This window comes from Corynebacterium sp. LaCa_205, assembly GCF_057458085.1.
Map to the genome: position 1 here is coordinate 1862483 of NZ_CP190931.1, position 20903 is coordinate 1883385.

19 protein-coding genes are annotated in these 20903 nt (G+C 62.5%); 7 read left to right on the forward strand and 12 right to left on the reverse strand.

Translation table 11 applies throughout. The features are described from left to right. The first annotated feature begins 12 nt into the window (after nt 1-12). The 5 genes from ACP8J1_RS09010 (at nt 13) to ACP8J1_RS09030 (ending at nt 6592) form a co-directional block, all read left to right on the forward strand. The gene (locus ACP8J1_RS09010) at nt 13-1593 is read left to right on the forward strand and encodes an ABC transporter substrate-binding protein (protein WP_232212608.1); all 1581 of its coding nucleotides are present in this window, start codon (nt 13-15) and stop codon (nt 1591-1593) included. Then, nucleotides 1590-2558: an ABC transporter permease gene (locus ACP8J1_RS09015; protein ID WP_023020978.1), complete on the forward strand. Its 969-nt coding sequence runs from the start codon at nt 1590-1592 to the stop codon at nt 2556-2558. The genes ACP8J1_RS09010 and ACP8J1_RS09015 overlap by 4 nt, the downstream gene beginning before the upstream one ends. Next, a complete protein-coding gene (locus ACP8J1_RS09020; RefSeq protein ID WP_023020977.1) occupies nt 2558-3379 on the forward strand; it encodes an ABC transporter permease in 822 nt (273 codons plus the stop codon). Before ACP8J1_RS09015 ends, ACP8J1_RS09020 begins: the two co-directional genes overlap by 1 nt. Continuing rightward, complete coding sequence (locus ACP8J1_RS09025) at nt 3376-4833, forward strand: ATP-binding cassette domain-containing protein (RefSeq protein ID WP_302517980.1); 1458 nt, start codon at nt 3376-3378, stop codon at nt 4831-4833. Before ACP8J1_RS09020 ends, ACP8J1_RS09025 begins: the two co-directional genes overlap by 4 nt. A gap of 67 nt (nt 4834-4900) precedes the next feature. Beyond that, nucleotides 4901-6592 (forward strand): FUSC family protein, encoded by a 1692-nt coding sequence (locus ACP8J1_RS09030; protein WP_023020975.1) that lies wholly within the window; start codon nt 4901-4903, stop codon nt 6590-6592. Here ACP8J1_RS09030 and thpR read toward each other — a convergent pair. The 3 genes from thpR to ACP8J1_RS09045 form a co-directional block, all read right to left on the reverse strand. Then, nucleotides 6589-7131, reverse strand: coding sequence for an RNA 2',3'-cyclic phosphodiesterase (gene thpR, locus ACP8J1_RS09035; protein WP_023020974.1), 543 nt, complete (start codon nt 7129-7131; stop codon nt 6589-6591). The genes ACP8J1_RS09030 and thpR overlap by 4 nt on opposite strands. A gap of 3 nt (nt 7132-7134) precedes the next feature. After that, nucleotides 7135-7257, reverse strand: coding sequence for a hypothetical protein (locus ACP8J1_RS09040; RefSeq protein ID WP_255342548.1), 123 nt, complete (start codon nt 7255-7257; stop codon nt 7135-7137). Between the two features lie 85 nt (nt 7258-7342). Beyond that, nucleotides 7343-8737, reverse strand: a complete 1395-nt coding sequence (locus tag ACP8J1_RS09045) for a YeeE/YedE thiosulfate transporter family protein (RefSeq protein ID WP_023020972.1) — start codon at nt 8735-8737, stop codon at nt 7343-7345. 173 nt (nt 8738-8910) lie between these two features. Here ACP8J1_RS09045 and ACP8J1_RS09050 point away from each other — a divergent pair, with 173 nt between their 5' ends. After that, a complete protein-coding gene (locus ACP8J1_RS09050) occupies nt 8911-9291 on the forward strand; it encodes a hypothetical protein (protein ID WP_023020971.1) in 381 nt (126 codons plus the stop codon). 24 nt (nt 9292-9315) lie between these two features. On the opposite strand, the gene ACP8J1_RS09055 is transcribed toward ACP8J1_RS09050, so the two are convergent. The 6 genes from ACP8J1_RS09055 to ACP8J1_RS09080 all read right to left on the reverse strand — a co-directional run bounded on the left by ACP8J1_RS09055 (nt 9316) and on the right by ACP8J1_RS09080 (nt 15153). Further along, nucleotides 9316-9969: a response regulator gene (locus ACP8J1_RS09055; RefSeq protein WP_023020970.1), complete on the reverse strand. Its 654-nt coding sequence runs from the start codon at nt 9967-9969 to the stop codon at nt 9316-9318. Next, complete coding sequence (locus tag ACP8J1_RS09060) at nt 9966-11177, reverse strand: sensor histidine kinase (RefSeq protein ID WP_023027889.1); 1212 nt, start codon at nt 11175-11177, stop codon at nt 9966-9968. Before ACP8J1_RS09060 ends, ACP8J1_RS09055 begins: the two co-directional genes overlap by 4 nt. 66 nt (nt 11178-11243) lie before the next feature. Then, nucleotides 11244-11909, reverse strand: a complete 666-nt coding sequence (locus tag ACP8J1_RS09065) for a response regulator (protein WP_023020968.1) — start codon at nt 11907-11909, stop codon at nt 11244-11246. Beyond that, a complete protein-coding gene (locus tag ACP8J1_RS09070; protein ID WP_023020967.1) occupies nt 11906-12517 on the reverse strand; it encodes a hypothetical protein in 612 nt (203 codons plus the stop codon). Before ACP8J1_RS09070 ends, ACP8J1_RS09065 begins: the two co-directional genes overlap by 4 nt. Then, nucleotides 12514-13734, reverse strand: coding sequence for a sensor histidine kinase (locus ACP8J1_RS09075; protein ID WP_023020966.1), 1221 nt, complete (start codon nt 13732-13734; stop codon nt 12514-12516). The genes ACP8J1_RS09070 and ACP8J1_RS09075 overlap by 4 nt, the downstream gene beginning before the upstream one ends. A gap of 42 nt (nt 13735-13776) precedes the next feature. Next, complete coding sequence (locus tag ACP8J1_RS09080; protein ID WP_023020965.1) at nt 13777-15153, reverse strand: M20 metallopeptidase family protein; 1377 nt, start codon at nt 15151-15153, stop codon at nt 13777-13779. 157 nt (nt 15154-15310) lie between these two features. On the opposite strand from ACP8J1_RS09080, the gene ACP8J1_RS09085 reads away from it, so the two are divergent. After that, complete coding sequence (locus ACP8J1_RS09085; RefSeq protein ID WP_034655946.1) at nt 15311-16300, forward strand: HNH endonuclease signature motif containing protein; 990 nt, start codon at nt 15311-15313, stop codon at nt 16298-16300. Between the two features lie 79 nt (nt 16301-16379). Here the strand turns inward: ACP8J1_RS09085 and efeB are convergent, their stop codons facing one another. From efeB to ACP8J1_RS09100, 3 genes are read right to left on the reverse strand one after another with little or no spacing between them, the layout of a single operon-like run. After that, nucleotides 16380-17660 (reverse strand): iron uptake transporter deferrochelatase/peroxidase subunit, encoded by a 1281-nt coding sequence (efeB, locus tag ACP8J1_RS09090; protein WP_023020963.1) that lies wholly within the window; start codon nt 17658-17660, stop codon nt 16380-16382. Then, entirely contained in the window at nt 17660-18823 is a 1164-nt protein-coding gene (locus tag ACP8J1_RS09095) for an EfeM/EfeO family lipoprotein (RefSeq protein WP_023020962.1), read from the reverse strand. The genes efeB and ACP8J1_RS09095 overlap by 1 nt, the downstream gene beginning before the upstream one ends. A 3-nt stretch (nt 18824-18826) precedes the next feature. Beyond that, nucleotides 18827-20791, reverse strand: coding sequence for a phospholipase C (locus tag ACP8J1_RS09100; RefSeq protein WP_023020961.1), 1965 nt, complete (start codon nt 20789-20791; stop codon nt 18827-18829). Nucleotides 20792-20903 lie beyond the last annotated feature (112 nt).

A 20903-nucleotide genomic window follows, 5' to 3' on the forward strand; every position in this document is an offset into this window, starting at 1 on the left:
ACCCTACTTTCTATGAGAAGATTTTGCGCCAGTAGGGCGCTGTGCAGTCTCGCCATGGCGGCCGCTGTAGGAACACTATCGGCATGTTCCGCGGGCCATACCGCGGTGGTTGATACCACCCAGGCAGGCAGCGACACCGCACCTTCTGCCCTCACCGTGGCCTCTACATCGGCCGCCACCTCGCTGGATTTCACCACCACCGGTGGCGCCGCCATTCCCGCAGTGCTTATGGATAACGTCTACGAGACCCTCGTGCGCATCGATGAAGACGGCTCCATTACCCCAGGACTTGCCACTTCGTGGGATATTAGTGACGATGCCCGTACCTATACTTTCCACCTGCGCGAGGGCGTCACCTTTTCCAACGGCGATGCCTTTAACGCTGAGACCGCCGCCTTTTCCATTAACTACGTGCGCGAGAAATGGACCAACGGAATCGCCGCCGCCATGGATCCGGTAGACAAGGTCACCGCAGCCGAGGATCACACGCTAAAAGTGCACCTCAAGCAGCCGTCCAATGGCTGGCTATGGTCCATGGGAACGGCCACCGGCGCGATGATGACGCCACACGGCATGGATAACCTCGCCGCGCAGCCAGTGGGAACCGGCCCCTATGAGGTGTCCCGCTTTGCGCCTTCGGAATTCGTAGAGCTGCACGTTCGCGACGAATATTGGGGAAAGCCCGCCGCGCGGGATGTCACGGTGCGCTATTTCCCGGATACCATCTCCTCGGTCAATGCACTGCAGGCCGGCGGCGTAGACGTGGTCTTGGGCGTGCAAAACCCGGAGCTTCTTGATGACGTCAAAGAGGGCATCGCTACCGAGGTCGGCACCACCAATGGTGAGGTGCTGTTGTCCATGAATAATGCCCGCGCGCCTTTCGACGATCCACGGGTGCGCCAGGCCGTGGCCTATGCCGTGGACCGCTCGGCGGCCAATGACATTTTGTGGAATGGCATGGCCAAGGACACCGGCGGCGCACCGATCCCGCCCACAGATCCGTGGTTCGAGGGCAAGCACTACTACAACTACGACCCAGATAAGGCCCGCCAGCTGCTCACGGAGGCCGGCGCGAAAGGCGCCGAAATCACACTGACCACGCCGACGCGACCCTACGCCCAGACCGTCGCCGAGCTGCTGTACTCGCAGCTTACTGAGGTTGGTTTTAAGGTGACGCTGGAATCCGCCGAATTCCCGGCCGTGTGGCTAGGCCAGGTGATAGGGGCTAAGGACTATCAGATGTCGCTCATCTCCCACGTGGAGCCGCGCGATGTGCCCACCTTGTTCGGCGATCCGGATTATTACCTCAACTACGATTCCCCGCGCACCCGCGAGCTTTTGGCCCAAGCCGATTCCGCACCCGAAAAGGACTACCCCAAGCTCATGGCGCAGGCCGTGGACCAGATCATGGCGGATGCTGGCGCGCTGACGTTAATGAATATGCCCAATATCGTGCTCACCCGCGCTGGTGTGCGCGGATTACATCCGAATCAGGTCACCGACGCGCTCATCCTGCGCGACCTGACTTCTGCCGGCGCGGACGCGGACGCCAAAGCTGCCGCCGCCGATAACACCGAAAAGGAGGCCCGATGAGTTCCCTTCCTACCACGGGGCGCGCCATCGTACGCCCGCTGCTGCGCTTTGCGTTAACGCTCTTTGTAGCCTCCATCATCATCTTCGCGCTCATGCGCGCGGTGCCGGGCAACCCGGCACGGGTGGCGCTGGGGGTGAATGCGACAGAAGAGGCCGTCGACGAGCTCAGCTCTGCGCTGGGCCTGGATCGCCCGCTGCTTACCCAATATTGGGAGTGGATAAAAGGCCTATTTACCGGCAGTTTTGGGCAGTCTTTGTCCTCGCAGCAGGATATTACGCCGCTAGTGCTAGACCGCGCCCAGGTCACGCTCATCCTCATTGGCCTAGCGATGCTGCTTGCGCTGGCCGGGGCCATCCCGGTGGGTATGTGGTTGGCACTGCGCAACCGTACCCGCGGCGCGGATGTGGTTTCGGCCGGCACGCAGCTGGGCATTGCGGTGCCCAGCTTCCTCCTCGGCATCATTCTGGTGGCTATCTTTGCCGTCCATCTGGGCTGGCTGCCGGCCAATGGGTGGGTGCCGCCCAACCAGGGCGCAGGCGAGTTTATTCGCCACCTTATTTTGCCGGTCATTGCGCTGGCCGTGGTGCAAGGCGCAATGCTGACGCGCTACGTGCGCTCGGCGGTGCTTGATGTACTGAATCAAGACTATATCCGCACCGCTCGTGCGCTCGGCCAGTCCCCGTGGGAGGCGCTAAAGCGCCATGGCCTGCGCAATGCGGCGCTGCCGGTGCTTACCGTGGCCGGCGTGCAGCTAACCACAATGGTCGTGGGTGCGGTGGTGATCGAATCCGTCTTTGTCATCCCCGGTATTGGTTCCATGCTTTTGGACGCGGTATCGGTGCGCGATCTAACCACGGTGCAAACCCTGGTCATGCTGCTCGTTGCCTTCGCCTTGGTGGTCAATGCCTTAACGGATGTGGCCTACCGATTCATCGATCCTCGCATCACGGCAGGTGAGAAATAATGAAGCTGCGTTTTTCTGGCTGGCTGGGCGCCTTCCTCGTTGCCGCCACGGTGCTGGTGGCGCTACTTTCGCTGGTGTGGACGCCCTATGACCCGACGCTGGCGCACCCGGATGTGCGCCTTGCCGGTCCCAGCGCCGAGCACCTCCTGGGCACGGACCGCTTTGGGCGCGATACCGCCTCCCGCATCATGGCGGGAGCCCAGATTACGGTCTTTGTCGGTCTGGTGGCGGTGGGCATCGCCGCCCTCGTGGGCGTGCCCTTGGGCATCCTGGCCGGCATGCGCCGCGGCACATGGGTAGATGCCCTGGTGATGCGCGGCGCGGATCTGTTGCTTGCCTTCCCCGCGCTGTTGTTGGCGATTATTGCCGGCGCGGTGTGGGGCCCTTCGACGCTGACTGCCATGGTTGCCATCGGCATCGCCGGCATTCCCTCCTTCGCCCGCGTGGCGCGTTCAGGCACGCTGCAGGTTATCACGCAGGACTTTATTTCCTCCGCGCGCATTTCCGCGGTGCCGGGTTGGAAGGTGGCGCTGCGCCATATCCTTCCCAACCTCACCGGGCTGCTCATCGTGCAGGCCTCCGTCTATTTCGCCCTTGCCATCCTGGCCGAGGCCGGCCTGTCCTACCTCGGCCTGGGCACCGCCCCACCGGCGGCCTCTTGGGGCCGCATGCTGCAAGATTCCCAGTCGCTGCTGGGCACCGCTCCCCTGCAGGCCTTCTGGCCGGGGCTGGCCATTGCTGCCACGGTGCTGGGCTTTAACCTGCTTGGCGACGCCCTCCGTGACCTCCTCGATCCCCGCCTGAAAGGATCCGCGCGATGAGCCTGCTCCACGTAGATGACCTGACGGTTACCGCCACCGGGTCCACCACTGCCCTGCTAGGCCCCATTAACGTCGAGCTCGCGGCCGGCGAGAAGCTCGGCATCATTGGTGAATCCGGCTCCGGCAAGTCCCTCACGGCGCTATCCATCATGGGCCTTCTGCCCGATGGGGTGCGCGCCAACGGCTCCGTGACCGTGGATGGGACCGAGGTGATCGGCGCGCGCGATGCCCGCATCCGCCCCTTGCGCGGGTCCACCATGGCGATGGTCTTCCAAGAGCCGATGAGCGCGCTGGATCCGCTCATGCGCATAGGCACGCAGCTCTCCCAGGCCGGGGTGCGCGATTGCGCGGCCGCGCTTGACGAGGTGGACCTAGCCGCCGATGTCGCCTCCCGGTTCCCGCATCAGCTCTCCGGCGGGCAGCGCCAGCGCGTGCTCATCGCCATGGCCATGGCCGGGCGCCCCGACCTCCTCATCTGCGATGAACCAACCACCGCGCTGGATGCCACCACCCAAGATGGCGTGCTGCGCGTTATCGAGCGGGTGACCAAGGCCCACGGCACCGCTCTGATCTTTATCACCCATGACCTGGGCGTTATTCGCCGCATGTGCCCCAACGTCCTAGTCATGCACCAGGGCGCGGTGGTGGAATCCGGTCCCACCGAGCGCGTGCTTGTCCACCCCGAGCATCCCTATACCCGCACGCTCATCGCCTCCTCGCGGCCGCCGGAGCTGAGCCTTTCTCCTGCCACGGCGGAGGAGGATGCGCTGGTGACGCTACGCGGGGTCAGCAAGGTCCACGCCGCACATACCGCACTGGATGGCATCGACCTGCGCGTGCACCACGGCGAGCGCCTCGGCATCGTGGGCGGCTCCGGCTCGGGCAAGACCAGCCTGCTCAAGCTCATCGCCGGGCTCGACCAGCCCACGAGCGGTGACATCGACGTCCGCGGCCGCGTGCAGATGGTCTTCCAAGACCCGCAGGGCTCGCTTAACCCGCGGCTGAAAGTCTGGAAATCCATCGCAGAGGCCATCCCCGGCAGTCCCAGCAAGGCCGACAAGCGCGCTCGCGCCGCGGCCGCGCTTGAGGAGGTCGGCCTGCCGGCCGAGAGCCTCGATCGCTTCCCGCACGAGTTCTCCGGTGGCCAGCGCCAACGCATTTCCATCGCCCGCGCACTGTGCGGCGAGCCGGATATCTTGCTGGCCGATGAAGCTGTCTCTGCCCTCGATATGTCGGTGCGCGCCCAGGTGCTGGAGCTTTTGGCGGGGGTCATCGCCAAGCGCAAGCTCACCCTGCTCTTTGTCACCCACGATCTCGCGGTGGTGCGCCACCTATGCGATAGCGTCGCGTTCCTGGACCGCGGCCGGCTCATCGAGCACGGAGCGACCGACTCCGTATGGTCCTCGCCCAGCACGGACTACACGCGCCGGCTCATCGCGGCCGCCGACATGTAAAGCGGGTGGCTTCGGGCGTAAGGTAGTCGGGTCAGATAACTCCGCCGAGAAAGGATCCTGCTGCTCCGTGGCCACCCAGCTTGACTATCCCATCCCGCAGCGCCCCAGCACCACCCAGTTACTCACCACGTTTAATAGCGCCTCGGTGCGCTGGCCCAGTGCCCTGCGCGCGGGCTTGGCGATTCTCATTCCCGGCGCCATCGCGCTGCTGACCGGCCACGACTACGCCATCCTGCTCATTTCCACCGGCGCGTTCACCGTCATCTTTGGCGAGGGCCACCCTTATCGCACCCGCCCCCGCGTCATGCTCACCGCCGGCACCGCACTCATTACCGTCGCGGCCGTGGGCGTGCTAGTAGGCCACCTCATCTTTGCGCCTGGCCACGGCCATTGGTGGCTGCTGCTGGCAGGCTTATACACCACGGCATTGGCCGCCGTGTGCGGCTTTGCCCAAAATGCCCTGCGCTTGCCGCCGCCGGGCACCTTCTTCTTGGTCATGGTCGGCGGCGGTTCGGTGATGCTTGCGCGCACCGATGTCACCGTGGGCCAGCTGCTCTTTTGGGCGCTGACCGGCATGGTAGCCAGCCTCGTGCTCGGCATGGCGCCGGCGCTTATTGACTCCCACGGCCCCGAGCGCCGCGCGGTCGCCGCACTGGAAAAGGCCGCGGCCGCATTCAAAGATGACCGCGACGATTCCTTGGCCCGCCACCACCAGGCGCAGACCGCGCTCTTTGCTGCCTGGCAGGCGCTTTCCGACGCCCGCATTATCCGCGGCGGCCGCATCATCGACTCCCAGGGCGCCCACCTAGTAGAGCGCACCCTCGCGGCCCAGCACACCATCGTGGCGCATAATCGCGCCTTGGATTTGGGCGCCGACTCCGATCAGCTCACCGATAATGTCACCGACGTCGATCCGGATCGCACTGCCATCCCGCACACCCGCCCCACCGGCCGCTACCGGTTGTATCGCGCCGCGGTCCGGGATTCGCACGCCATGGTCACGACACAAAAGGTGGTCCTTTCCGCGGCCATTACCGTGCTGGTGGGCCTAACCCTCGGCTTCGACCGCCCGGACTGGGGCGTGGTCTCTGCCTTCCTCATGCTGCAATGGGGACCCGATCACGTGCCGGGCACTGTCCGCGGCATCCACCGCATGCTCGGCTCTGTCGTCGGCGTACTGCTGTTTTCTATCCTCCATTACTTTGGCATTCAAGGGTGGACGCTCCTGCTCGCGCTGGCCGCGTGCCAATTCTGCGCCGAAATCTTCGTGGCCAAGAACTACGCCATCTGCGTTATCTTCTCCACCCCGCTCGCCCTCCTCATGGGCAATTCCGCCACCCGTCCCCTGTGGCCGACCATCCAGGCCCGCTGCGGCGAAATCATCTTGTCCATCCTCATCGCCACCGCGGTGCTATGGCTGTGGCAGCGCAGCGCCCCCGTGCGCAATCAGGCTCGCCTGCAGGTCCGCGCGATGGAGTCCATGGCCACCCTGCTCGGCCTGCTCTTTGTCAATACCCCAGATGCCGTACTGTCCGCGCGCCGCGACCTGCAATACGAGCTGCTCTCGGAGCGCCGCGCCATCCAGTCCCTCGCCGTGGATAACCCGGATGCCGTGCGCCAATTCTGGGCCCGGCACATTGCCATACAACATGCCGGTTACTTCCTGCTAGATTTCTGCACCACCCACCCGGACCGCACGGCCACCCGCGCGGAGCTTGATTCCCTCGTCCGCGAAATCCGCACCGCCCGCGCCGCTTAAAACAGCGGATACTCCTCTATAACTTCGTAGCGTGGGCCACCGCCGCGGCCCTCACCGAGGTGCGATTGCATCAGGCATACCCTGTCCGCGCGAAAATCCGGCCCCCGATACACCGATAAAGCACGCACATAATCCGCCAGCGCCCACAGCTCACGGGTCCGCCGACCAGCGCGCGCGACGGTGAGGTGGGGGCGGTGGTGGCTAAAGGGGACGTCGGCAAGCTGGCACTGCGCCATCAACTCCCGCACACCGCGCGCCTGCCCGCCGACGCCCACCCACAACGTGCGCTGCTCAAAGCTCCCCGCTCCGCTCAGGTGCACATCCAACGCCCCGCGCCCAGCCACCGCGTGGGCTAGGTGCTCGCGCACCGCCGCGGCATCATTGGGCTGATCGCCATAAAAGGCCATGGTCACATGCCAATTATCCGGATCCGTCCAGCGCAGCTCATTAGTAGTTGCCGCATGGATGGGCCGCAGCGTATGCACCAAATGCTCGCGCGCGGCGGCCGAGGGCGATAACGCAGCAAAGACGCGAATCATGGCCTAGCTGGCATAGACGTTGAGGCGCAGTTCCGCGTCCAGCAGGTGTTCTTCCTCGCGCTCAAAGACGGCGAAGGCATGCAAAATATCCGCAACAGCGGTGGAATTATCATCAAACTCGGGCATGCGATAACTTCTTTCAAACCACAAAGGAGACACAAGAATCACGCTCGATTCTTCTGCCTCCACATAGTAGCTGACAATGATGTAATTAGCCGCCCTTGACCACCGTGACCTGCCAGCCAGCATCCCCCGAGCGATGGAAATCACGAATCTCATGGCCCTCATCAGCCGCCCACTGCGGAATGGATTCGGTGGCCTGGGTGCAGTCGAAGTCAATAACCAGTGCCTCGCCAGTCTCCAGCTCCGCCATGACCTGCTTGGCCTCGATCAACGGGAACGGGCACACCGCGCCGAGGGTATCGAGCGCATAGCGCCCGCCGCCCAGCGCGCGGGCCTTGTTCTTCGCCTGCGGCTTAGTCTTGAGCGCTACCGCTCCGGTGGCAGTGGCAAAGCTCGGCAGTACCTTATCCTCGGCGGAAGCCACCTTGTTATCCACGGATTCCTCGGTGGAGTAGGTCTGCGGCTGCTGCGGCTCACGGCTCTGCGCGTTCTTCGGCTTGAGCCACAGGCGCGCACCCGCACCGACGCCCAAGGCCATAAAGAACAGCGATACCCAGCCCTGGAAGCTAAACAGGGAGGTCTCCACCATGCCATTGCCCACGGTGCAGCCGCCGGCCAGCGACGCGCCTACGCCCATCATGATGCCGCCCCAAATAGCGCGGGTCGCGGTCTGCGCATCGGGCACGCGCACGCGGAACTCACCAGCGGACTTGGCGGCGATAAACGCGCCTACCAATAGGCCGATAACCAACAGGGTGCCCCAGTTCATACGGGCGGAATCGCCGGTGGCGGTCCAGCGAACGATGTCCGCGGTCGGCGTGGTGATGCCGAGGCCGCCATTGCGGCCAGCGTCGGCCGAGAGCACAAAGCCCACCGTGCCAATGATGCCAACGAGCACGGCCGCGATATTCATGTTCAGCGGCTTGGCGTACCACGGCTGTCCCAGGTCCACCTTGGGGCGGCCGGCGTCTTTGGCGCGATAGTGGCGCCACAGCAGGAAGGTCACGACCCACAGGACCGCCACCAGGATCCACGGTGAGATATGCAGCGCGCCGTGGATGGTGGTAACTGGGAGGCTCCACTGCTTGAACCAATCATTGGCACCGGACAGCGGGCCGGACTTCATGGCCGCGGCCGAAAGCCCATAAAACAGCAGTGCAATCCACGAGCCGACGAGTCCCTCAGCCGAGCGGTACCACGTGCCGGACGCACAACCGCCGGACAAGATAATGCCGAGGCCAAAGATGAAGCCGCCCACGATGACGGCTACCGGCTTAAAATCACTAATCTCCGGCGAAAGCACGCCCGTGCCTGTCAACAGAGTCAGGCCAAAGGCATGCACGGAAATCAAAATGAGCAGGGCGGTAAAGCCGCGCCAGGTCTTATTGAGGAAAATATCGCGCAGCATACCGGTTACGCAGAAGCGCCCGCGCTGCAACACAGCACCGAAGGCGATGCCTGTGAGAAGTCCGGTAATACTCACACTGTCTCCTTGCATCGAGTCAAGGGTTTCAGACTACGCCCTCTAAGACAGAATTGTCTATAATTGACGTACAACCCGGTTCTAGGGTGGCAGATTTCCGCGTTTCCGTCGGCCTTCCCTATGCCACCTCAGGCGCCCCAGCCGCTCCGGGCACAATTAAGGAGAATTAACCTATGGGAATCCCAGACGACGTTGTCCTCGATGGATATACCCTCATCGAGCAACACGCAATCGACCACGAGTTCCTGCTGCGCGGCTCTCCGCTGGGCACCGAAACTCCCCTCCTATTCGCCCTGACCATTGCGGGCGTACTGCTGGTTGCGGCGAGCTTCTTCCTCCGCGGAGGCAGCCGCGTCGCCGCCGGCTTGGTGGGCGCCATCCTGGCGCTAACCAAGCTGTGGTGGATGCCCTTCGCGCTATGGCAGCAGTTCGATGACGGCCAAGTATTCGGCTACACGCTCAAGTACTTCCCGCAGTACTGGCCGGTGGCGTCCCTTATCGTCGGCGTCATCGCGCTGGTGGGCCTAGCCTCCGCCATTTTCCGCCGGCCTTAGTTGCCCAGGCCAGCCCAGCCGCGACTAGCCGCCGAGCACCGCAATTGCGATGTGTACCCGGTTGGTGCCATCGATCTTGGCCAGGATGTGCTTCATGTGCGTCTTGACCGTGGTCAGGGAGATGAATAGCTGCTCGGCAATCTCGGCGTTGCTCAGTCCTTGGGCCACCAGCTGGGCGATTTCATTTTCGCGCTCGCTCAGCTCGGCCAGCCCGCTGGGCTGAATCATCTCTTGTTCCGGCTGCGGCGGCGTGGCCGCCAGCCCCACCAGGTTTTCTAGCACCTTCGGGCTGAGCTGTTGCTGGCCTTGGGACGCCGCTCTTACCGACGCCACCAGCGCCTCCGGCGCCGTCGTCTTCAACAAAAAGCCCACGGCACCTGCGCGCAGGGCGTGCAGGATGAATTCGTCGGTATCAAAGGCGGTAAGCATCACCACCGGGATATCCCGTGCGCCGGCCAGCGAATGCAGCTGCGCCGTCGCCTCGATGCCGTCCATGACCGGCATGCGAATATCCATCAACACCACGTCCGGCTCCTCGGCCAGGATGAGCTCGACTCCCTCCTTGCCGTTTCCGGCCTCGCCAATGACGCTAATGCCCGGCGCGCCTTCCAAGATCATGCGCAGCCCGTGGCGCAGCAGCGGCTCATCGTCGACGAGCACTACCCGAATCTCACTCACTTTTCTTCCTTCCTAGGCAGGCGCAGAGTCCACGAGAAGCGTCCTTCCTCGTCCTGTACCTGTAATGATCCACCCACAACGCTAGCGCGCTCGCGCATGCCGACGATCCCGTACCCGCCACTGTTCCCACTCCCCTTCTTCCCAGCTGGGGCGACGGGGTTGGACATGGTGATTATGAGGGCGTCGGCAAGCGCGGCGATGGTGATGGTCACTGGCTCGCCCGGCGCGTGCTTGCGGGCGTTAGTCAGGCCCTCCTGCACCGCGCGGTTGAGCGCGTGGCCACCCATGGTGCTAAGCTCCGCCAGCGACTGCGGCCCCGCGCCCTGCTTGTAGCGCACCTCCACATCCATGCCCGCCCGGCGGGAACGCTCCACCAGCGATTCCACGCCCTCGCGCGGATCGATGCGCCCCTCGCTACGCAGCGAGTGCAGCGCCTCACGCAGATCCCCCACGGCGGCCTCGGCTTCATCGCGAATCGTGCGCGCGGACTTCCGCGTCTCTTCCGGATCTAGGTCTTTGCGGTAGGCCAACCCGCCGGCGTAGACCGCAATCATGCTCAGCCGATGCGAGAGCGTATCGTGCATATCCCGCGCAATCCGGTCGCGTTCCTCCTGCCGCGCAAAATTCTCCCGAGTGGTCATTTCCTCATGCGTGAGCTCCGCCTGCGCCTGCAGCGCAATCGTGCGCTCTTTTTGGTTCGAGCGAACCAACCCGACGACTAAAACCACTACTGCTGGGAGGATGATGGCAATGAAAAATCCCAGCTTCCCGGGAGCATTAAGCCCTTCGCTTCGAGATAAATCGAGAGTGACTAACTCCGAGGCCACCATGGCCGCACATACCGTCGCCATCCACAACCGGCTGCGGCGCGAGGCCGCAGAAAATGCCGCTATATATACCGAGGGGCGGGACTCAGCAATCGACACCGTTGCGGAAATGATCGTCGCCGCTACCAACGCGCTGCGCGGGCCGGGCTGTGCGCTGCGCGGGTCACGCTCCCGCGCAGCATGCCGGAGAGCAAACGGCAATAAGATCCACGTTCCGATCGTCGCCGCGAAAAAAATAAACAGCCTTTCGGGCGATCCGTCGCTCTCGCTAAACCGGACGGAAAAGACGGCAAAATCGCCTATCACTGCCACCGCCGCAATGATGAGCTTCTGCCACAGCGGGCGCTGGAGCATCTCGTCGGATTTTCGGAACAACTTCATAACGCGCACCAGTCTAAGCCGACCCGCCGCCAGCGCGGTATCCCCCGCAGGGAGGATTCTCCGTCCTCAGCCACGCGCCTCTAAGACCACAATGGCGATGTGCACGCGGCTGGTACCGCCGATCTTTTTCAAAATATGCTGCATATGCGACTTCACCGTCGCCAGGGACACCACCAGTTGGTCGGCGATGTCTTGATTATTCAAGCCTTGGGCTACCAACCCGGCGATCTCCCGCTCGCGCGAGCTCAAAGTGGAAAGCCGGGTGCGAGCGGTGCGGGTGTGGTGGGATTGGGCGTCGGAAAGCGCGGGGCCTTGCATGCCTACCAGCTTGTCGACGACCTGCGGGCTCAACAACGGCTGCCCCGCCGCGGCCGCACGCACGGCCGCCATGAGCGATTCCGGCGGCGTCGACTTGAGCAAGAACCCGGCCGCCCCGGCGCGCAGGGCCCGCAGGATAAAGGAATCGGTATCGAAGGCCGTAAGCATGATTATCGGCACAGCGTGGACCGACAGAATCTTCTCCACGGCCGCGATGCCATCCATGACCGGCATGCGAATATCCATTAGCACCACATCGGGCTGTGCGTCGAGGACGGTAGCCACCGCGTCTCGGCCATTGCTCGCCTCGGCCACGACCTCGATATCGGGCGCGTTGGATAGCAGCAGGCGCAGGCCGCTGCGGACTAGAGCCTCGTCATCGACGAGCACTACGCGCAGGGCATCGGCCATCATGCTCCCTTTCCTACTGGTTGATTCCACCGCGCCCGCCAAAACGTCGACGCAACGGGCGTATATGCCACTGTAAGTGCCATGAACATTGCCAGTGCTACCGGCACTATCTTGGCGTGGCCCACCACTACGCCGTTGAGGAACGAGGGAACGAGAATATCGTTTAGTTTTTCGAAGAATCTGGGGAAAAATTCGATGACTAGCGTGGCCGCAATGAATGTCAGAGCCGTCTGCAAGAGCAACGTCCATAAATTCACCCGATGCAGGCGCTTATCGACGTCCACCTTCCCCACCGCCGCAAACATCACCCTCGCACCTTGCCCGCGAAACTCCGGCACGACGTAACCGCGGCGCTCCACCAGCTCGATGCGGTCTGTGTCTTCGGGCGCGTTATCGTCGCGGTGCCCGCGCAGGAATTCCAGGCTATAGGCCGAGTCATCGGTATCGGTATAGCTGAGCTTGCGCGAAGTTCCGTCAACGGTGGAGGTAAAAAGACTGCGCTTAAAGTCTAAGTATTTTCCCGTCCACCCCTCACGATCCGTGGTTTCTTCTAGGTCGATGCGCATGAGCCCGTATTCGGGATGGCGCAACTGCCAGCTCATCTCACTCATTGTGTGGCCTCCTTGTGCGCTAGCGGTAAACGGATACTCCATCCAAATTCCTCGCATTCTTCGCCGACGTGGACATTCATGCGCCCGCCGGATAGCTCCACGCGCTCGCGCAGGCCCACCAGCCCGTAGCCGCCGGCGCTACTGCCCGCGCGATCATCGGCCTTAGCCGCCGGGAGCGGGTTGCGCATCTCGATGTCCACCGCGCCGCTCGTCTCACGCACCGTGATGCTTACCGTCTGGCTGGGCGCGTGCTTGCGTGCGTTCGTCAGGCCCTCTTGTACTGCGCGGTGCACGGTGTGCTGGGTCATCGTGGGCAACCCGGCAAAAACGTCCGGGCCGGCACCGTCCGCGTAGGTCACCGTCACTTCCGTGCCGGCCTCGCGCGCGGCCGCGACCATCTCCTCTAGACCAGTGCGTGGGTCCTGGGAAAGATCTTCACGCAAAGCACTTAAAACGGTGCGCAAATCCTCGACCGCGTTCTGGGCCTCCGTGCGGATGGTGCGCGCTGCATCTGTGAACTCGGCCGGCACGCCCTCGCGCGGATAGCTCAGCGCACCCGCATGAATAGCCACAAGGCTCAACCGATGCGAGAGCGAATCGTGCATATCCCGCGCGATGCTCTCGCGCTCCTCTTGCCGCGCGCGTTCTACCTTGGCGCGCATCTCTTCCCGGTTCATCCGGGCTTGTTGTTCCACTCGCCACCGCGTTTCGCGCAGATTGGCGCGCTTTTGGCCCACCAATAACCCCGCGACCATCACGACCACGACGAAGATGGCACCAAACCACCCGATCTCGTCCCAGCTCATATAGGGGTTGAAGATGGTATCAATCGCAAATGCCGCCACGAAGCACGCCACTGCGGCCACCGAGCGCGAGGTCGAGCGCCGCGAGACCATGGAAATAAAAGCCACGACTCCGCTCACCGCGCCAAAATAAGAGCTTGACCCCAGCAATACGATGCACCCAGCGATGAAGCTGCGGGTGGAGCCGGCATAGTCGACGTCGGAAAGCTCGCGCGGCTGATGCTCCAGGGCAAAGGGCAGGGCGAAAATACCCAGCACGCCCACCGCAAAGCTGGTGCAGATATAGGGCCCATACTCCGCAAACGACGGCGAATACTCCTCAATGTCGAGGTTCATCAGCACCATGCCGATGAGCCAATTCGCCACCGCGCAGGCGGCCACAATGCCCGCCGTATTCCACTTCGTTCTGACCATGGCCTCAAGCTTAAGCCAGCGGCCATAATCCCTAGGGATGAATTATTTTTGCACCCCGGCCGCATCGCGCATGGCCTTCGTCTGCGCGGACGGGTGCTCGTTTTCGGTGGCCAAGCGCTCAAATGCGACGGCCGCCAGTGCCGCGGACTGCATTCCCAGCACCGAGTCATCAAAGCGCATCATCGGCGAGTGGTTCCACTCGCGCTCATTTTCGGGCTTGTCTGGATTGGCCGTGCCCATCCACATAAACGTGCCCGGCACTTGCGCGAGGACGTAGCCGAAGTCTTCGGAGGCCATCATCGGGGCATCGAAAGGCTGGACGTTTTCGGTGCCAAACATCTGGCTCCACAAGGTAGCAGCGAACTGATTTTCCCGCGGATTCGTCTTGGTGGTGGGGTACAAGACCTCGAAATCCACCTGTGCGGTGCACCTGTGCGAAGCAGCGACGGAGCTGGAGACCTCCGTAATCATCTGCCGCACGGCGTCGATCTTCTCATCCCGCAGCACGCGCACCGTAGCGCCCAAAGCTGCGCGCTCCGGGATGGCGTTATACGCGCCATCACCCGCCCACAGGTTAGTCACGGTAATAACGATGGGCTCGAGCGCATCGAAGCGGCGGGTCAGTGCGGTCTGCAAAGACATTTGAATCTCCGCCAGCGCCGCTACCGGGTCAATAGCATCGTGCGGGCGGGAGCCATGCCCGCCCTTGCCCAGCACCGTAATGGTCAGGTTGGAAGAGCTAGCCATCATCGGGCCTGGCACATAGTGGAAGGTACCGCGGTCCTGCGGGCCAACGTGGAGGCCGTAGGCAGCAATGGGGCGTCGGCCAGCGGCGTCGAGCACGCCCTCTTCAATCATCGGCAACGCGCCGCCTGGGCCTTCTTCCCCGGGCTGGAACATAAACGTGACATCGCCGTGCAGCTCCTCCCGATGCTCACACAGAATCCGCGCCGCGCCCACTAGGCCGGCGGTGTGCAGGTCGTGTCCGCAGGCGTGCATATACCCATTCGTCGAGGCAAACGGGCTGCCGGTCTGCTCGCGTACCTCGAGGGCGTCCATGTCCGCACGCAAAAGCACAGACACCGGCCGCTCGCCGCGCTGGCCGCCGCGCAACACGGCCACCACTGAGCTCAGATCCTGGCCCACGTGAATCTCCAGCGGCAGGCCTTCGAGCGCTTCCAAGACCTTCTTTTGCGTGCGCGGGAGATCCAGGCCAATCTCTGGGTTGCGGTGCAGATCGCGGCGGAAGTTCTGCAACTCCTCGAGCATCCCCTCGCCCATTTCCTGGAAAACCTCGGTGGCCATCCGCTCGCCAATGCGCGCCCGAGTCACCGGCAGGGGCGGCAGCTGCTGGGCCTGGCGTGGGGCAGCCAGGCGTCCGGGGTTGGTAGGACGGATTCGCTTGGTCGGGTCAGACATGGGGAGCTCCTTTTCTCGCTTTCGCATTCGAGGGTACCGCAGGTTATCCACAGGCTGCCGGGTGGGTTCGGGGGCGGTGTGACGGGAGAGGCGAGTTATCCACAAGCTCACGCGGGGGCGCTGCTGCGGCCTTGCGGGGTGTCTTATGCTCACGGGCATGACCCGCTTGCAAGACTACGCCCGCCAACTTGCCTCGCCGATGGAGCTTCTCGGCGAGGTCCCCGGCGTGCGCGAGGCGGATCTGCGTCGGCTGGGCCTGCCCCGGCAGGAAGCTCGTAGCCTGCTCGCGCTTGCCGACGTCTACTTTGGCCCCACCTCCTTCACCCGCCGGCAGCGCTCGTGCCGGGCCACCACGCATTGCCTGGCCACGTTGAAGCTCATTGAAAAATACGTCTCCCGCACGAAATCCAAGCGGGACGCGTGGGCGCTGCGGTCGGAGTTGTGTGCCACAGACCGGGATGTGGAGCATCTTGCCCGCACGCGGTTGAAGGAGATGTATCCGCCGCGGCAGCCGGAGAAGGGGGTGCGGATGACGCGGCGCAAGGGCGGGCCGTCGACGCTTTCGATTACCGGTGATTCCGATTTCATCGCTGACCTGCACGCCAGCATCAGCGAAGAGAAACCCTTGGATTCCGTGGAGAATATTTTCTTCCGCGGCGGGGCCACGGCTCGCCCTGCCGCGATGACGAATATCATCATCCAGCTCGATGAATTAGATGAAATCCTCGACGGTGGAGGCGAGGAAATTACGCTGCGGTTGACCAATGGGGCCGAAATCAGCGGTGCCAAACTGGTGGAAAAGCGCCTTGCCGACTGCGGACTTGTCACGCTCGTCCATCCCTATGAGGGACCGGTGAACCTGTATCGCACCTCGCGGCATGCCTCGGACAAGCAGCGGCTGATGGCGAGCGCGGAAAACCCCACGTGCCCGTGGGCCGAGTGCAATTATCCGGCAGATAAGTGCCAGATTCATCATCTGCGGGCGTGGAAACACGGCGGCGAGACCAATATGGCGAATCTCAGTGTGGCGTGTCCGTACCACAACGGCGTCAATGACGATGACCCGAACGCCCCGCCGGTGCGCGGCCGGTTAGCGCGGCGGCGGGGCCGAATAGTCTGGGTCCCGCCGTGGGCCAATTCAAGCTGAAGACCCTGCCCTCATTTTTTGGGCGGACGCTTCCCAGATCACACGGCTTTCCCGCACAGTGCGAGTCGGTGAAGCATTTCTAGGCTTGGAGGAGGGAGCGGCCGAAAAAGTCGGAGTCATCAGCGACGCCGGGCAAAGCATAAAAATAGCCACCACCATAGGGTCGGATATAGTCCGCTAGGGGTTCACCTTCGAGGCGCTTTTGCACCGTAATGAACTGACGCTCCAAGTCCTGCTGGAAGCAGATAAAGACGAGACCGACATCGAGGGTGCCGTTATCGCGCACGCCATTGTCGTAGTTATAGGCGCGGCGCAGCATGAGCTGGTCCGCGGTTTCTGGCGTACGCGGATTCGCCAGGCGAATATGCGCGTCGGTGGGAATGACATCGCCGGTGGCATCGTCGAGGTAGTTGGGCTCGGCATATTCGTCGCCACCGGAAAGCGGGCCACCGGTTGCACGGTCGCGGCCGAAGATTTGCTCCTGCTCAGCAATGGAGATGCGATCCCAGAATTCCGTATACATAGCGATGAAGCGAACCACCATATAGCTGCCGCCGGCGGCCCAGTCCGGCTCGTCCGTACCGGCCCAAACCAGCTTGTCCTGATCCTTTTCGGCTGGATTGACGATGCCGTCTTTAAACCCAAGGTGGTTGCGCTGGGTGCCAGACGGCCGCGGTTCATTCATATAACCGTTTTGGCGCCAACGCACGGCCACATCTCCACGGGTGTGCCGCAAGATATCGCGCAGCGCGTGAATGACGGTGTCGTGCTGGTCGGCGCAAATCTGCAGGGCGAGGTCGCCGTGGCATAGCTCCTCCTCCAACGTGTCATCGGCGAAAGCCTGCATGGAACTTAAGTGGACGGGTTTGTGGGGTTTAAGACCGAAGCGGTCGTCGAAAAGCGAATTGCCCACGGCGAGGGTAATGGACAAACTATCGGTGGGAAGCTGCGGTCCTAGCTCCCCGGAATCGCCGGCGGGATAGGCAATGCCATCGGCCGCAGTAGCGCCGCCGGAGGTGAGAATGCGGGCGCGCTCAGTCACGGTGCGAAGCAACTTCTCTAAGCGCGATTTCTCGGTGAACTGTACATCGAGGGCGACGACCTCGGAATACTTTTGGGCTGGGGTCACGATCCCCTGCTGGTGCTCGCCGTGGAAAGGAAGTTCGAGCGGAGCGTCCGCCTCGGTGCGCGGCGATGGAGAAGCATGGTCAGCAGCGCCTTCGCTTCGCTTAGAGGAACCAAAGGAAGAGCCCGCGAGGCTGGACTGCGCATTGGCAGCTGCTGCCGGGCCAGAAAGCGCGGCGGTGGCCGCGAGCCCAGAGAGGAACGAGCGGCGGGAAAAATTAAACGGGCAGGGCACTAATCCATCCTTCTGACTACGGTCATCGTGGCGACAGGGGCAAGCAGTTCATTGGCACGCGCGACGGCGGACTGCACACGCATCCGGTCCTTCTGGGACCACTTATCAAAAGCGGTGTCATATTTTTTATCGAACTCTGCGGCGAGCTTGTCAAGCTCATCCAGCTGCTCATAGATGGGCGAGGTATCGAGCCCACGGCCCTCGACAAGGGAGCGGACGGCATCCAGCGTCAGCCGGGTTGAAATGACATCGCCACGCAGCACGGTGGGCAGGGCATGGGCGCCGAAATCGCGTTCGCCGCGCATATCGAAGCGCTCGAATTCCTCCATTACTTCATGGGTGCGCAGCCCGTAGTCGGGGGCGGGAATGGCGAAATGGGAGGTATCGAGGGCGCGGGCGGTTTTATCGACGGCGTCGGCAAGCGCGCGGGCAGGCTTCGCCGCATCCTTGACGGGGCGCCTGGACCACAGCAGCTTTTCGACGTCCATGTATCCCTCCAAGCCGGGCCCCGGCCACATCTCGCTGGAATCGTCGAAGGATCGGTAGGTCTCGAGGTAGTCAAGGTAGGCCGCTTGGGCAGCGCGGCGATCTTTCGAGGTGGCTTTAGCAAGAGCGTGGGCTTTCTTCTGTAGCTCGGGCACACGCTTTTTCTGCCTGTCCGCTTGCTGAATGGCCACGGCCGCGACCTCGCGGTCAGTAATGGGGACCATCTTGGGAGCATCGGTGATGGTGGAACCGGTGACCGCAAAATCATCAGATTTCACGGCCGAATCATTGTGGAAAACGCAGGTGAGGTGGTATGTCCCGTCCTGCAGTTTCGGGGCCCAGGCGCGCTTGGCTGGGGTGCCTACACGCTCGAGGACCTGGTAGGCGTTGCCCGCATCATCTGCCACGTAGACGGTGAGCGCAAGCCCCGAGGTGTTATAGACCTTCCACGATGCCTGCCCCTGTACCTTCTCCGGCGTAGGACATGAATACACGTCGCGCACATTCAGCTGTGGTTCTTTCGGCTTCGTGCTTTTGCTTGTCGACGCCGCCGGCCGCGAGTCTCGCGAGCTAGACGAGCTAGAACCGAGAGAGCTCAAGGAGCTTTGGGCGACGGCAGTAGGAGCTATGGCCGCGATGGCAAGCACCGCGGCGGTGGCAAAATGGAAGGTTTTCATTGATTAAAACGGGAGGTTGGGCAATGGCGGGAGCTTAAAATCTTGCAGCTTCTTCAGATCTAGGCCGGGGTGGCCATTCATGTACCAAGCAACAACCCCTGCGCCGACGCCCAGAGCCGTAAGGATAGCCGCAATGATACCGCCCTTAGAAGAACCAGCGGAAGAACTGGAACTCGAATTATCGGGCTTATTCGCACCGGGCTGTGGCTTCGCATCTTGGTGCAGCTTGGTGATGTCGGGAACGCCCTGTTCGGTGACCTTGGGGTCGTCCATGCCCTCGACGACGTCCTTGAGGTTGGTGCCGGCGCGGGAGGAATTATCCACCTTTTCAATGGAGGCGTAGTCCTTGGCCACGGTACCGTCGGTCTCGTTCAAGAAAAGCTTCGGGGCCTTGTGGGCGGCGTTGAAGTCAAACATGTTGTTGAGCTCGCCGGCGCGCTCGTCAAAGGCAATGCCCCCTAGACGGCCGAGTCCCCAATTGTCCTGAATGAACTTGGTGACGGAAGTCTGCTCGGTGTAAGTGGAGTCGATGTGGTTAGTCTTCGCGTATGGGGAGATAACCAGCAAAGGCTGGCGGGTACCCGGCCCGCACTGGCCGTCCTTTCCGCCGGCAACGCCTACTTTTGCTGCGGCGGCGGTGCAGATTTCTTTGTCCTGGTGCGGGTCATTGGAACCATTGCGGATTTCTGGGGCCTTGTGGTCGTACCAGCCATCGGAGTCATCGTAGGCGATAACGACCGCGGTGGAATCCCACTCTGGGGAATTTTGCAGCTCATTGATGTAATGGGTGATGAAGGCCTGCTCGTCTAGCGGGTTGGAGTAACCGGCGTGTCCGTCTTGGTAGTTGGCAGCCTTCAGGAAGGACACGGCCGGCAGGTTGCCCTGCTCCAGAGCGGTATCGAAGTCCTGCAGATCGTACTGGTGATTGGCGCGGTCAGTCTTGCCGATCATGTCATCGCTCGACGGCGCCAAGTGGTGCGGATTCGCGGTGGAAGCGTAGTACTGGAACGGCTGGTGGTGCGGGTTATAGTCCGTCTTGTTCTGGCCGGTCAGCGTGGTGTGGGAGGCGCCGCAGCGTGCGCGAGCGTCGTCTGTAGCTTCCTCGGTTGGCCGGAAGCCGCCTTGGAACCAGCCCCAAGTGACGTCCTTGTCATTGAGCTGGTCACCGATGTTCTTGGAGTGCATCGCGGTGACCTGGTTGGTGCCGGCGGAAGAGTTATTCGAGCAGTCGTCGTAAAGCGGATCTGGGTCGCCGACAACAGTGGCGGTCTTGCCATCTTCGGATACCCCAGCGAGGGCGTGGTTCTTGCCAGGTTCGATCTTCTTCTGCTCGCCCGTGGCTGGGTCATGCATGGTCCCGCCGGCCACGGTTCCGGAAATCAGATTCAGCGCGCCTGGGGTGGATGGGCCGAAGATAGTGGAGTAACTATTGTCGTTCATCGCAAAGTTTTGCGCGTAGTTCCACATTCCGGTGACGGTATTGCCGTCGTAATAGCCCATAGTCATGCCTGGAACGGCATAATAGCCGTTGGAAGACTTATCGATGTCGGTGGATACAGTCTCCGGGAACTTGTCCATCTTGCCGCCGTTGTATGCGGCCTGCTCATCGCCGTAGTGGTGATTCTGGTCCGTAGTTACTGCATGGTCTGGCCCGATGCGGAAAGGCTTGACGGAGTTGGGGTTCTTGTTCCCCATTACGCCATCATTTTCGAGGTTTTTCGCCTTGGGGGTGTCTTTCTTGGCGGTAAATTTTGGGGCGTCCTTGTCGCTGCCCTGCAGCTTTTCGCCGTCCTTATTCAGGGCGTTTGGGTAGGTGCCAAAGTAGTGGTCGAAGGAAATATTCTCCGAGTAAATGACAACGACGTGTTCAATTGGGGTCGTGGTGGCTGCCTGGGCAACGCCGGGGACAAGGGACGTAGTGGCGGCTGCGGCGGCGCAAAGGGCCACAGCGCGAGAGCGAAGCTTCATTAAAAATCCAACCTTGGTCAAGAATTTGCGGGGCAGGTCGAAAGTGGCTGTGGCTCACCAGGCGAGTCATCGGTCGCTTTCGAATCGAAATTTAACGCCGCCAAAACACCGA